At 61.3% G+C, this 13,259-nt stretch carries 12 protein-coding genes and 1 riboswitch; of the genes, 4 read left to right on the forward strand and 8 right to left on the reverse strand.

Annotation, left to right across the window (positions count from 1 at the left end):
* The 6 genes from pheS to MMB48_RS08150 all read right to left on the reverse strand — a co-directional run bounded on the left by pheS (position 1) and on the right by MMB48_RS08150 (position 6,667).
* Complete coding sequence (gene pheS, locus MMB48_RS08125) at positions 1-1,056, reverse strand: phenylalanine--tRNA ligase subunit alpha (RefSeq protein ID WP_154536061.1); 1,056 nt, start codon at positions 1,054-1,056, stop codon at positions 1-3.
* 65 nt (positions 1,057-1,121) lie between these two features.
* Positions 1,122-2,000 (reverse strand): TrmH family RNA methyltransferase, encoded by an 879-nt coding sequence (locus MMB48_RS08130; RefSeq protein ID WP_032744412.1) that lies wholly within the window; start codon positions 1,998-2,000, stop codon positions 1,122-1,124.
* A 100-nt stretch (positions 2,001-2,100) separates the two neighbouring features.
* A complete protein-coding gene (locus MMB48_RS08135; protein ID WP_032744413.1) occupies positions 2,101-2,928 on the reverse strand; it encodes an energy-coupling factor transporter transmembrane component T family protein in 828 nt (275 codons plus the stop codon).
* Complete coding sequence (locus tag MMB48_RS08140; RefSeq protein ID WP_032744414.1) at positions 2,925-4,400, reverse strand: ABC transporter ATP-binding protein; 1,476 nt, start codon at positions 4,398-4,400, stop codon at positions 2,925-2,927. The genes MMB48_RS08135 and MMB48_RS08140 overlap by 4 nt, the downstream gene beginning before the upstream one ends.
* A complete protein-coding gene (locus MMB48_RS08145; RefSeq protein ID WP_032744415.1) occupies positions 4,400-4,999 on the reverse strand; it encodes an ECF transporter S component in 600 nt (199 codons plus the stop codon). Before MMB48_RS08145 ends, MMB48_RS08140 begins: the two co-directional genes overlap by 1 nt.
* Before the next feature lie 104 nt (positions 5,000-5,103).
* Positions 5,104-5,208: riboswitch (TPP riboswitch) on the reverse strand.
* Positions 5,209-5,299: 91 nt separating this feature from the next.
* The gene (locus MMB48_RS08150) at positions 5,300-6,667 is read right to left on the reverse strand and encodes a dipeptidase (protein ID WP_012578175.1); all 1,368 of its coding nucleotides are present in this window, start codon (positions 6,665-6,667) and stop codon (positions 5,300-5,302) included.
* Positions 6,668-6,758: 91 nt separating this feature from the next.
* Here MMB48_RS08150 and MMB48_RS08155 point away from each other — a divergent pair, with 91 nt between their 5' ends.
* From MMB48_RS08155 to glnA, 4 genes are all read left to right on the forward strand, one after another.
* Positions 6,759-7,382: a DUF3043 domain-containing protein gene (locus MMB48_RS08155; RefSeq protein WP_032744416.1), complete on the forward strand. Its 624-nt coding sequence runs from the start codon at positions 6,759-6,761 to the stop codon at positions 7,380-7,382.
* A 148-nt stretch (positions 7,383-7,530) separates the two neighbouring features.
* Positions 7,531-9,021, forward strand: coding sequence for a dihydrolipoyl dehydrogenase family protein (locus MMB48_RS08160; RefSeq protein WP_032744417.1), 1,491 nt, complete (start codon positions 7,531-7,533; stop codon positions 9,019-9,021).
* A gap of 83 nt (positions 9,022-9,104) precedes the next feature.
* Positions 9,105-9,887 carry a DUF4191 domain-containing protein gene (locus MMB48_RS08165; RefSeq protein ID WP_032744418.1) on the forward strand — a complete coding sequence of 261 codons (783 nt, stop codon included), beginning with the start codon at positions 9,105-9,107 and terminating at the stop codon, positions 9,885-9,887.
* Positions 9,888-10,206: 319 nt separating this feature from the next.
* A complete protein-coding gene (gene glnA, locus MMB48_RS08170; RefSeq protein WP_007051181.1) occupies positions 10,207-11,643 on the forward strand; it encodes a type I glutamate--ammonia ligase in 1,437 nt (478 codons plus the stop codon).
* A 77-nt stretch (positions 11,644-11,720) separates the two neighbouring features.
* On the opposite strand, the gene MMB48_RS08175 is transcribed toward glnA, so the two are convergent.
* Both MMB48_RS08175 and MMB48_RS08180 read right to left on the reverse strand, forming a co-directional pair.
* On the reverse strand, positions 11,721-11,996 hold the full coding sequence (locus tag MMB48_RS08175; protein WP_014485062.1) for a glycoside hydrolase family 2 TIM barrel-domain containing protein: 276 nt from the start codon (positions 11,994-11,996) through the stop codon (positions 11,721-11,723).
* Between the two features lie 107 nt (positions 11,997-12,103).
* Entirely contained in the window at positions 12,104-13,192 is a 1,089-nt protein-coding gene (locus MMB48_RS08180; protein WP_032744419.1) for an AEC family transporter, read from the reverse strand.
* Between the last annotated feature and the right edge of the window lie 67 nt (positions 13,193-13,259).

The raw sequence follows: 13,259 nt of genomic DNA on the forward strand, positions 1-13,259 counted from the left end.
TCACTCCCCCATCACAAACTGTTCGGCGAAACGCACGTCGCCTTCGACCAGGTCGTGCATGTCGTTGATGTCGCTGCGCAGCAGGAGCGTGCGCTCCATGCCGACGCCGAAGGCGAAACCGGTGTAGACGTCCGGGTCGATGCCGGCGGACTTCAGCACGTTCGGGTTCACCATGCCGCAGCCGCCCCACTCGAGCCAGCCGGGGCCGCCCTTCTTGTCGGGGAACCACAGGTCGAGTTCGGCGCTCGGCTCAGTGAACGGGAAGTAGCTCGGGCGCAGGCGCGTCTTGGCTTCAGGGCCGAACATGGCGACGGCGAGCTTGTCCAACACGCCCTTCAGGTCGGCCATGGTCAGGTGCTTGTCGACGGCGAGGGCTTCGCACTGGTGGAATACCGGAGTATGGGTGGCGTCCAGCTCATCGGTGCGGAACACACGGCCCGGGGACGCGATGTACAGCGGCACGCCACGGGTCAGGAGGGCACGGACCTGATCGGAGGAGGTCTGCGTACGCACCACCATGTTGGAGCCGACGAAACCGGCGGCGTCCTTGGCCTGATTGCCCTTGACGTAGAAGGTGTCCTGCATCTGGCGGGCCGGATGGTCCGGGCCGAAATTCAGGGAGTCGAAGTTGTACCATTCGGCTTCTATTTCCGGGCCGGAGGAGATCTGCCAACCCATGGAGATGAAGAAGTCCTCGACGTCCTCCATCAGCTTAGGCAGCGGGTGACGGGCACCCAGAGGCTTACGGTTCACCGGCAGCGTCATATCCACGGTTTCAGCGGCAAGCGCGGCCTTCTCGGCGGCTTCCTTGAGCTCGACTTCCTTGGGACCATAGGCACGGCCGAAATCGGCGCGCAGCTTGCCCATGAGCTTGCCGGCTTCCTTCTTCTGGTCGGCGGGCAGGGAGCCAATGGCCTTGCTGGCCTTGGTCATCGCCGAATCGGCACCTGCGTACGTTGTCTTGATGGCCTTGAGCTCCTCCAGGTTGGAGGCGTTCTGGATTTTCTCGATGCCCTCGGCAACCTCAGCAGTCACCTGGTCGGCGTCGAACACCATTTGTTCTGCCACGAGAACCCTTTCGTCTGATGTTTTCTCAGCGTTTCACAGCGTTTTTACCGGTTTCACATTCTTTCAACATGACCCGACATAGACAGCGACATCAGCATCACCGCGGCCGAGGTGCCGAGGTTCAGCGATTCGGCCTTGCCATAAAGCGGGATGGAGACGATGCGGCCGCAGCGCGTGAGGATGTCCGGTTCCAAGCCACGCGCTTCATTGCCGAACAACACGGCTTTCGGAGCCTCGACCGCCGCCTTGTCCGCCAGTACTGCGGGCAGGCTTTCCGGCTTGCGTTCTTCGGTGCCGTATACGTCGGCGGCCCAGACGTCCAAATTATGGTCGCCTGTCCAGGTGAAGAATTCGTCGGTGCTCATGGCAAGTACCGGCAGATGGAACAGGGAGCCTGCGGTGGAGCGGATGACCTTGGGGTTCAGCACGTCCACGCAGTCGTCCACGAAGATTACGGCGTCACAGCCGGCCGCATCGGCCGCACGAATCACGGTGCCGGCGTTGCCCGGGTCGCGCACCTGCCAGAAGACGGCAATCTGCGGGGCCCGACCGTTCTTGCCAAGTTCGACGTCATCGGCACCGGCGTGCATGGACTCGGCATTGCCGACGGCCGCGATGCCTTGGGCGTCCGGACTGATGCGGTGCATCACGTCGCCGATGCAGTAGTGCACATAAATCGTGGCATCCTGCGAGGTTTCGACGATCTTCTCCAACGTGGAGGAGATGATACGCGGATGTTCCAGCGCCTGCGAAACCTCTACATACAGGTCCCGTACCACGTCCGGCCGCCAAGTGACGGCCTCGCGCACGGATTGCGGGCCTTCGATAAGAAAACGGCCCGAACGTTCGCGGCCTTTGGTGCGGGTCAGATCGGCGATGCGGCGCACGCGGTCGGATTTCGGATTATCAAGAATCTGGGCGTTGATGGGCATAGCCACTACCCTACTGCCGGGGCATTACGTCAGTCGTGGCTCGCTCCCCGCTGGCGGAGGCATCGTAACCCTGAAAGGCACTGTGCCAGTCTGCCGCCTTTCAGGCACCCTGAAAGGCGAAGTGCCAATTCCCGGTGCCGACGGCTACGCCTATGGAGGCCAGCGGGACGGCCAGACAGATGACGTAGAAGATCCAGTCGACAGGCTTCAGACGCGAGATGCGGGCTTGGGAGCGTGGGGCGCTGGAGCCGAAGCCGCGCGCTTCCATGGCGGTGGCAAGTTTGGTGGCGCGCCGGATGGAGAGCACCAGCAGTCCGAACGCCTGGGAGAGGGCACGGGCGATGGCGTTACCGTCGCCAAGGCCGCGCGAACGCTGGGACAGGCCGAGTGCGCGCCAATCTTCCTGCAGCAGCGTAAACATGCGCAATCCAGCCAACCCGCCGTATACGAATCGCGGTGAGAAGTGCAGAATCTCAACCAAACCGTCCGCCAAATCAGTGGGATCGAGGCCCAGGGCCAGAATCACGCCGGGTACGGCAATGGCCGCCACCCTGATAGCCGTGGCGATGGCCAGATTAACGGATCCCTCGCTGATCACAATCCAGCCGCCCTGCCACAGGATCTCGCCCGAGGTGCGGCCGTAGAGAAACACGGAGATAAAACTGCCGGCGACGGCGATCCATACCGGCCAGGTCTTACGGCATACGGTCCACGGAGCCACGCCACCAATCCACAGCAGCACGAATTCGATGCCGAGCGCCGTGGACGCGGATACCACATCCAGACTGATGAACATCGGAATACACAGCAACAGCGCACCGATGATGCGGCTGACCGCGTTGATGCGCGCGATGAACCATGAGGGCGATGAGGCTTTGACCGGCTCCACGCGCGTTTCCTGCGGACTGACGATTACCACGTCACTCATGCCTTCGCCTCCTCGAACATCACACGTCGCGCGCCCAGCGCATCCACCAGCGCCTCATCGTGCGTCACCATGATCACGCACGAGCCTTGATCGCGGATGGCGGCAATCAGCTTGACCATCTCATTCCACGTACTGAAATCCTGTCCGAATGTCGGCTCATCCATCACCAACACTTTGGGTGCGGCGGCCAGCATGGAGGCCACGGACAGTCGCCGCTTCTCCCCGCCAGACAAGGTATACGGGTTGGCTTTGGCGAAGCGCGTGAGATTCATCTGCTCAAGCATGCGGTCGGCGGTCCGATAAGCCTCGTCTTGGCTTTGCCCCATCGACTTGGGGCCGATGGCGACTTCGTCACGCACGAAATTGGCAGCGAACTGGTGCTCGGGCTCCTGGAACACCATGCCGATACGGCCCAGCAGTTCCTTGCTTTTCCAGTCGATCGGCTCACGCCCGGCATGCGCGGGCTTGAGGTTGTCGGCGATGAGCACCTTGCCGGCGATAGGCTCGAGTAGCCCGGCCAAGGTCAAGGCCAAGGTCGATTTGCCCGCGCCGTTCGGACCCATCAGAGCCGTTACTTCGCCGGGATAAAAATCCAGATTGATACCAACGCCAAGAGCGGTTCCACGGCCAAAGCTTAAGTTCTCAGTGCTGAGCACCGGCGCATCGTGCGCAGGCTCCTGCTTCGGCGAGTAATCGGGAATCGCACGGCCCGGCACCCACGCGCCACCGGCGGCCAATACGTCGCCCATCTCGGCGAACACCTCGTCCGGCTTGCCGTCGGCAATGACCGCACCCGTGGGCGAACTTGCATCGGGTCGACCGAGCACAATCACGCGATCGACCAGATCGAGCCATACATCGATATGATGTTCGACCACAACCATGGTCTGTCCGGTGGCCTCGATGACCTTTTTGACCGCGTCATGCACTTCGACCACGCCTTCGGGGTCGAGGTTGGCGGTCGGTTCGTCCAACAACAGCAGACCGGGCTTCATAGCCAGCACGCCGGCCAACGCGAGACGTTGGCGCTGACCGCCGGACAGATGGCGGGTGGACCGATCCAGTTCGAGTCCGCCGAGTCCCACCATATCCAATGATTCGCGCACTCGCTGCCGAATCTCCTCGCGCGGCACGTTGAGGTTTTCGCAGCCGAAGGCCGCGTCATCGCCTAGTCGTTCAAGAATGATCTGCGAGTCCGGGTCCTGAAGCACCAGTCCCACGCGGCCTCGCGCCTCGCGCGCATCGACGCCATCGATGGTGAGCGAACCCTCCTGCTCGCCTTCCTCATCGCCGCCAAGTACGCCTGCGAGACCGGCCATCATCGTGCTTTTGCCCGCGCCCGAAGCGCCGAGCATCAGCACACGTTCACCTGGCCGGATGGTGAAATCGACGGCACGCAACGCGAAGTCCTTACGCGTGGCGTGCCGCCAGCCCCAGCCGCTGGCCTCTACCGCAGCCGGATTAATCTGCATCAGACGCGCGCCTTGCTACGGCCGGATTCAAAGCGCTCCAGAGCACCGGTGGCAGCGAGCGCACGAGACAAGTACCAGACCACCACGCCGGCGATCACGACGCCGGAGATGATGGAGCCCACCAGATACCAAGTGACGCGCAGGCCGTTCCAGCCCGGGTTGGTGGACCAGTAGTAGGCCCAGCAGCCCACGCCGGCGAGCGCACCGGACAGGATGGTAGTGCCGATGTTCCACTTCTTCCAGGCGAAGACGGCGAAGGCAATTTCGGCACCCAGACCCTGGATGATGCCGACGATCAGCGAGCCGCCGACGCCCCACTGGTTGCCCAGCGTAAGTTCAAGGAAGGCGGCGAGGGTTTCGGCAAACAGTGCGGCACCGGGCTTGCGCACGATGATTGCGGCGAGCGGGCCGGCGAACAGCCAGAATCCGTTGAGCAGACCCTCGAAACCGGGGGTCACGCCTTCGAACAGGGCCAGCGGGGCGGAGCAGACAATGTCCCAGCCCCAGAAAATGACGCCGGATGCGACGGCGATGATTGCGGCGACGACGATATCGACGACGCGCCACTTGTAATTGGCTTTGGCCACAGCTTCAGTCATGAATGTGCCTTTCTTCTGCTCGTACGCAGGCCGAACATACATGGATATATGTACGCACATGATGCACATGTTCGTGGCCACGCGCAGGTTGGTTCAGGCACGGGTGGGTAAGAGCGACATTTCCGTGCGCCGGCATTATCCGGTCACGTTCCATCGGTCGAGACTATGAGTCTCCTCTCAGCCGCCTAACGGCAGCTCCCGTGTCAACTCCCCGACTATAAAGCAAGCCGCCGTCAAAGGCAATAGCCACATCTGTGACCTACCGGACGGCGGCTCGCTACCATTACCGATACAGTTCGTCTACTTGCCGAGCTTGTCCAGCAGCAAAGCCTCGGTGATCACGTTGTTCTTGAGGCCGGGCAGGGAGATGGACTCATTGGGACTGTGGGCGTTGGCCTTCGGGTCTTCGGGACCGGTGACCAGCACCTGAGCGTTGGGGAAAATGCGCTGCAGTTCGGGGATGAACGGAATGGAGCCGCCTTCGCCCTTGTTGATGGGCTCAACGCCGAAAGCCTCGGTCATGGCTTCCAGCGCGTCCTTGGTGGCCACGGCAGTCGGGTCCATGGCCCAGCCCATGCCGTTTTCGCCGCGTTCGACAGTGACCTTGGCACCGAACGGCGCGTGGGATTCGAAGAATGCAGCCAGTGCTTCCTGCGCTTCTTCAGGGCGCTGGGTGGGCGCGGTGCGCAGCGACAAACGGAAGCGGGTCTCCGGGGCGATCACGTTGAAGGATCCCTCGACCGGGTGGGCGTCGAAGCCGATCACGGTCACGGACGGCTTGGTCCACAGGCGTGAGGCCAGCGAACCGGTGCCGGCGAACTCGTAACCGGCCACCACGCCGGAATCCTCGCGCACAGTGGTTTCGTCAAGGTCGTGCTGCAAACCGCCGATCGGCTCTTCCGCGGCCACGCCGGGTACGGCCAGATCGCCGTTCTCGTCATACATGGAAGCGATGAGCATGGCGGCCAACGTATTGGAGTCGAGAATCGGGCCGCCGTACTGGCCGGAGTGCACCGGATGCTCAAGGCCCTGCACGGTCACGTCCACACAGGTGTTACCGCGCAGCGAGGTGGTCAAAGAAGGAATGTCCGCCGACCAGTTGCCGGAATCAGCCACGATAATCACGTCAGCGGCGAATTCGTCGCGGTGAGCCTCGATGAAGGGAATGAAGCTTGGCGAACCCATCTCCTCTTCGCCTTCGATGAACACTTTGATATTGACGTTGAGGTCGTCGCCCAAGGCCTTCAGCGCACCGGAGTGGATAGCGATGCCGCCGCCGTCATCGGCGGAGCCACGGCCGTAAAGGCGGCCGTCGATTTCGGTGGCCACGAACGGGTCGGTGTCCCATTCGGCCGGGTCCGGAACAGGCTGCACATCGTGATGGGCGTAGAGCAGCACGGTGGGGGCGTCCGGAGAAACGATATGCGAGCCGATGACCTCCCATGCGCCCGGAGTGCCGTCGGCATTGGAAGCCTGGACCACCTTGGCATCCACACCCACGAGGCGCAGTTCGTCTGCCACGAATTCAGCGGAGCGCTTCATATGTTCGGCGGTGATGCCCTTGGCGGAGATCGACTGCAGCGCGACCTTTTCGGCCAGCACCTTGACGATGCGGTTCCAATCGGTTTCGACGCGCGAACGAATCTCGTCAGCGGTGAACGTTGCCATGATGATCCTCCTTTATATATGTGCGTGAGCGGCGTCATTGCAATGACTGCGCCAGTGTACAAGTGTCTGAACGTCACCGTAACCTCAAAGCATGACATGGAATCCGTTTAAGAAAAAAGAAGAGGCCCAAGTTCCTGTTGAGCAGGCCCCGAAGAAGGCCGCCGATCCTTCTGAGAAAAAAGGCCGTCCTACCCCGAAGATGAAGCAGGCTCAGGCCGCCGGTATCCGTCCGCTGGTTCCGGTGGACCGCAAGGCCAGCGCCAAGGCCGCCAAAGCCCGTCTGCGCGAGAGGGAGAACGCCGAGTACGAGGCGATGCAGAAGGGCGACATCAACCACATGCCCAAGTCGGAACGCCTGCCGTGGCGCATCTACATCCGCGACTACGTGGACGCCCGGTTCAACCTCGGCGAATGGTTCATTCCGGTGAGCTTCGGAATCCTGATCGTCTCCATGTTCGCCGCCTCGTTGATGCGCAACCAGTGGGCGTCGGTCACCATGATGGCGCTGATGTACGGCTATCTGATCGCCGTGATCATCGACGTGTGGCTGATGTGGCGCAGGCTCAAGCCCAAGCTGATCGCCAAGTACGGCGAATCGTCCGTAGCCAAGGGCTCCCGCTCCTTCTCCTACGCCTGGAGCCGTTCCATCCAGATGCGTCGTTGGAGACTTCCCAAGCCGCGTTACCCGAAGCGCGGTCACTGGCCGGCGGACTGATTGTTCATATACACTCCGGCTCCCCTCGTTGAGGGGCTGAGCCGTAAAGAAAACAGTCCAGTGGACTGTTTTTAGGCGAAGTGGCGGCGATAGCCGCATATGGCTCCCTAGCATGGGAGCCATACTTATATGTATCAAGGAGGCAATCATGAGCGAACAGTTTGATCTGGTCATCATCGGGGCCGGCCCCGGCGGCTATTCCACAGCTCTGCGCGCGGCCGAACTCGGCATGAAAGTGGCACTCGTCGAGCGTGACGCCACCGTGGGCGGCACATGTCTCAACCGTGGCTGCATCCCCTCCAAGGCGCTCATCACCGCCACCCACACCATCGACACCGTGCACCGTGCAGCCGAACTCGGCGTCAACGCCTCGGTGAATGGCATCGACTTCGGCACGCTGCGCGACTATCGCCTGCGCGTGGTCAAGACGATGGTGGGAGGACTGGCCGGACTGCTCGCCCATCGCGGCATCACCGTGTTCCGGGCCAATGCCGCGTTCCATGCGGATGAGATCGCTCCAGCAACTTCCAACCGCATCGTCCGCCTCGTCCCCTCCCCCGGCCAAAGCGACATCCTCACCTATCACAAGGCCGATGTCCCCGAACCCAGCGGCCCAACGATGGACCTCACGGCCACGAACATCGTCATCGCCACCGGTGCCAAGCCACGCCCATTGCCCGGCAACCCGTTCGCCGGCGCCCTCATCGACTCCACACAGGCGCTGGAAGTCAACGAATTTCCCTCTTCGGCGGTGATTATCGGCGCCGGGGCCATCGCCCTTGAATTCGCCTCGATATGGAACGCCACCGGTTCGAAGGTGACCCTGCTGATTCGCAAGGACCGCGTGCTCTCAGCCTGGGACCGGAGAGCCGGCACCACGCTGACCCGTGAGCTCAAACGTCATGGCGTGAACATCATCACCCGCGCCAACGTCACCCACGTGGACACCGGCGCGAACCTTGGCGCCACCGTGCACTACACGCGCGAAGGCCAGGATGGCGAACAGAGCGTCTGGGGCGAAATCGCCCTTGTCGCCATCGGGCGTGACCCGATCACCGACCCAGCATGGGGCGTGACGATCGACGACCACGGACATGTCGCCACGGATGCGTACGGTCGCACCGACAAACCGGGCGTATGGGCGGTAGGCGACGTGACGGCCGGTCACGCGCTGGCGCATCGTGCTTTTGAGCAAGGCATCGTCATCGCGGAGACCATCGCCGGACTCAATCCCAAGCCGGTGGACGAAGCCACCGTGCCGCAGATCGTGTTCTCCTTCCCCGAAGCGGCGTCGGTCGGGCTCACCGTCGAACAGGCGCAGGCGAGGGAGGATCTCATTGAAATCAAGGAGACCAACTATCCGATGCTGGCGAACGCGCGCATGCTGATGAGCGGCACGGCCGGCTCATTGACCATCGTCTCCGGCTGCGACGCGGCCAACCCGGACACCCCGCGCGTGCTCGGCGTGCACATGGTCTCCCCGATGGCCTCCGACATCATCGCCGAAGCCGAACAGCTGGTCGGCAACCATGTGCCGCTCGCCGACGCAGCCCGCCTCGTTCACCCGCATCCCACATTCAGTGAAACGCTCGGCGAGGCGCTACTCAAGGCCGACGGACGACCATTGCACACACGCTGAGACCAACCAGCACAAGCAAGTTCGGACCAGCGCACCTGATAGGATATTGCCCAGTGTGTTTCGTCCCAACAAAGGAAGAAGTGATGGCGGAGAAGGACGCGAAGCCGAAGAAGCAGAGCACAATCAAGCAGATCATCCAGATCTACAAGTACACGGCTAAGGAAGACAAGGCCCTGCCGTGGCTTGAGGCCGGTGCTTTCCTGCTGCCTGTAGTCGTGACGATCATCATCGGTCTGATTGTCAAGTGGACCTGGCTGATCTGGATCTTCACCATGATCACCGCCATCATGCTCGGCATTCTACTGGCCACCATGATGCTCACCCGCCGCGCGGATGCAGTCGGCTACAAGCAGATTGATGGCAAGCCTGGTGCCGCCATCGGCGTGCTGAGCAACATGCAGAAAGCCGGCTTTGACTTCCCGCAGGAACCGGCGTGGATCGACCCGAAGACCAAGGATGCCATCTGGCGTGGCACTTCGATGAACGGCATCTACCTGATCGGCGAAGGCGAATACGGTCGCGTCATGAAGGCGATGGATCGTCAGGAACGCGATATCAAGGGCGTCACCGCCGGCTCCTCCATTCCGGTGTACCGCATCGCCGTGGGCCACGGCCCCAAGCAGGTGCCGCTGGCCAAGCTGCGTAACACGGTGATCAAGTCCAAGAGCTATGAGCCCACGCACCACAAGAACGCACTGATCGCCAAGATTCATCCGCGCCGTCGCTTCCTGCTGACCAAGGCCGAGATGGAAACGCTGAACGATCGTCTTCGCACGCTGCAGGCCAAGAAGGGCTATGCCATCCCCAAGGGCATGGATCCGAACCGCCCGCAGAAGATCTCCCGCCGCGCGATGCGCGGTCGCTGATCGGCAGCACACAACCAAATCGCACAGAAGCTCCGGAATCCGTTCAATCGGTTCCGGGGCTTCGTCATATGTCTCATAATCGCGTCCACTTACATCCACCTACGTCACCTGTCAATACCCACTGTCCACGTTGCGGACATCTCTACCTACTCCCCCGATAGCCTCCGTTTCCATTCTGTAATGATGTTTCGTTGAAATAACGCGCCTGCGCGATTGTCGGCCACAGTCACGAAACATTCTCGTAACCCAAGTTTCGAGCCGGCGAAACGCGCTATTTTACGATATATACCGTTATATCTCATACGAAAGGAGCGGTCCCGTGACCGAACTCAAGTCCAAGGAAGACGTCGAGGCCCTTATCAACAAGGAAGGCATCGAGTATGTCTCCGTCCGTTTCACCGATCTTATCGGCGTTCAGCAGCACTTCACCGTGCCGGCTAGCGAATTCCTGAAGGACGCTTTCACCGACGGCATGCCGTTCGATGGTTCCTCCGTTCAGGGCTTCCAGGCCATCAACGAGTCCGACATGAAGCTGGTCCCGGACGTTGAGACCTCTTTCGTTGACCCGTTCCGCAAGCACAAGACCCTTGACGTGGCCTTCTCCATCGTCGACCCGCTGACCGACGAGCCGTACTCCCGCGACCCGCGTCAGGTCGCCGGCAAGGCCGAGGCCTACCTGAAGTCCACCGGCATCGCCGACACCGCATCCTTCGCTCCTGAGGCCGAGTTCTTCATCTTCGACAAGGTGCGTTTCGAGAACTCCATGCAGCGCTCCTTCTACGAGGTCGACTCCATCGAAGCTCCGTGGAACTCCGGCGTTGACGTTGAGGAAGACGGCACCCCGAACATCGGTTTCAAGAATCGCGTCAAGAAGGGCTACTTCCCGGTTCCGCCGATTGACCACACCCAGGATCTGCGCGACGATATGGTCGCCAACCTGCAGAAGGTCGGTCTGATCCTCGAGCGTTCCCACCACGAGGTCGCCGGCGCTGGCCAGCAGGAGATCAACTACCGCTTCAACACCCTGCAGCACGCAGGCGATGACCTGATGAAGTACAAGTACGTCGTCCACGAGACCGCCGCTCTGGCCGGCAAGGCTGCGACCTTCATGCCGAAGCCGATCGCCGACGACAACGGCACTGGTATGCACTGCCACCAGTCCCTGTGGAAGGACGGCAAGCCGCTGTTCTACGACGAGAAGGGCTACGCTGGTCTGTCCGATCTGGCTCGCTGGTACATCGGCGGTCTGATCAAGCACTCCTCCTCCGTGCTGGCCTTCACCAACCCGTCCCTGAACTCCTACCACCGTCTGGTCCCGGGCTTCGAGGCTCCGGTCAACCTGGTGTACTCCGCTCGTAACCGTTCTGCCGCCATCCGTATTCCGCTGGCCGGCACCTCCCCGGCTGCCAAGCGCATCGAGTTCCGCGCTCCGGATCCGTCCTGCAACCCGTTCCTGGCCTTCTCCGCTCAGCTGATGGCTGGCCTGGACGGCATCCTGAACCACATCGAGCCTCCGGAGCCGGTCGACAAGGACCTCTACGAGCTGCCGCCGGAAGAGCACGCTGGCATCAAGCAGGTGCCAAGCTCCCTGGCCGAGGCTATGGACGCCCTGGAAGAGGACCACGACTTCCTCACCGCCGGCGACGTGTTCACCGACGACCTGATCGAGACTTGGATTGGCCTCAAGCGCGACGAGATCGACCAGGCTCGCCTGGCCCCGACCCCGCTCGAGTACGAGCTCTACTTCCACATCTGAGTTTGAGAGCTTAGCAACGTTGGGATTTCGCCATTGCTCTTCTCTTGTGGGAGTCTAATGGGAGTCATTCAGCGTAACTAGAAAGAACCTCGTGAAATTCGTTTTACGAGGTTCTTTAGGCTGGACATAAAGCCCACGGCCGCACATTCATCGATGACCAGGAAGCCCTCGCGGTCAGCCATCCTGAGGTTCTCTTCGCTATACGGGTAGTGCGAGGTACGGAAGGAGTTCGCGTTGACCCATTTCATGAGTTCGTAGTCGCGCTTGATGACGGCCGGATTCTCGCCGCGACCGTTGATAATGCTGTCTTCGTGGCGACCGAAACCCTTGAGATTATCTTTCGGCCAGAACAACAGAAAAATGGTTCTGATTCGTGGTAAAAAGAATAGCCAGCATTTATTTATGAATGAGATTCCAAGCGCCGGAGGCCCCCGGCATTCTTTTCATCGAAGGGGACAATTCAGAACACGACCGCCGACACAATCGTCAGGGAGGCCAGCGAGAACAGCGTGCTTACGAGCACGAAGCCGACCGCATACTCGGTCATGTTGTTCTTGCGACCGGTGAACATGGCGATGGTGGTCATGGTCGGCAGTCCGGCGATGACCGTGATCATCAGCACCATGTCATGGGTGATCGGCAGTTGCGGCGATGCGCCGGTCAGCGCGGTCAGTAGCGCATAGAAGGCGAGCGGGAATGCGATCATCTTGGCGACTAGGCCAGCATAGAGTTCGTAGCGTTTGAGGACGCCCCACCACTTGGTCAGTGCGAAGAGGCCGCCCAAGTAGATTAGCGACATCGGCGTGGCCATATTGCCGATGGTGTGCAGCGGCTTCAGGATGATGTCCGGCACCTTGACACCGAGCAGAATCAGAATCAGGGCGAGCATCACGCCGATGAAGGCGGGATTGACGAATCGTTTAAGCAGACCGAGGACGCGGGTACCTAGCGAGAGGCGGACGACGGCCGGAGAACCACCGTTTGCGGCATTGCTCGCCGAACCAGCCTCCCCCACCGAACCGGCGCCGTTCACCGAACCGTTCGCGACCGCCCCTCGCGCGCCAATCGCGTTGCCGTCAGTCGTTTCGACGACCGGCTCGCACAGCCATACGCCGTACGTCCAGAGCAGCGTCTGGTCGATGATCGACATCAGCGCCACGTAAATCGCGCCGTTCTGCGGCCAAAGTGCCATGATCAACGGAATGCCGATGAATCCGGCGTTGCCGAAAATAAGCGACGCCTGAAATACATGGCTACGCGAACCTTTGAGCCGCAACAGTTTGGCGACCAGCCAGAACACCAGGATGAGCAGCGCGTACATCACGGCGGTCAGCAGCATCACGCCCCAGTTGGCGGCAAGCTGCGCGCGGTCCGCGCCGTCGACGGCGTTCGAGAACACGAGCACAGGGATGAGCACGTTGAGCAGCAGCGAACACATGCCGTCCAGCGCCGTCTGACCATAGAACCGGAGCCTTACACATCCGTATCCGACCATCAGCATGATCAGGAATCCGACCAACTGGCCAATCATGACACCGAACTGCCCCATGCACACTCCTCTCGTTTGCTCTCCCGCGATTTCCTGTCACTGGTTCATATAGGCAGCCATCTGGACA

The sequence above is a fragment of the Bifidobacterium sp. FKU genome (assembly GCF_026016385.1).
In the GTDB taxonomy this organism is placed as follows: domain Bacteria; phylum Actinomycetota; class Actinomycetes; order Actinomycetales; family Bifidobacteriaceae; genus Bifidobacterium; species Bifidobacterium infantis.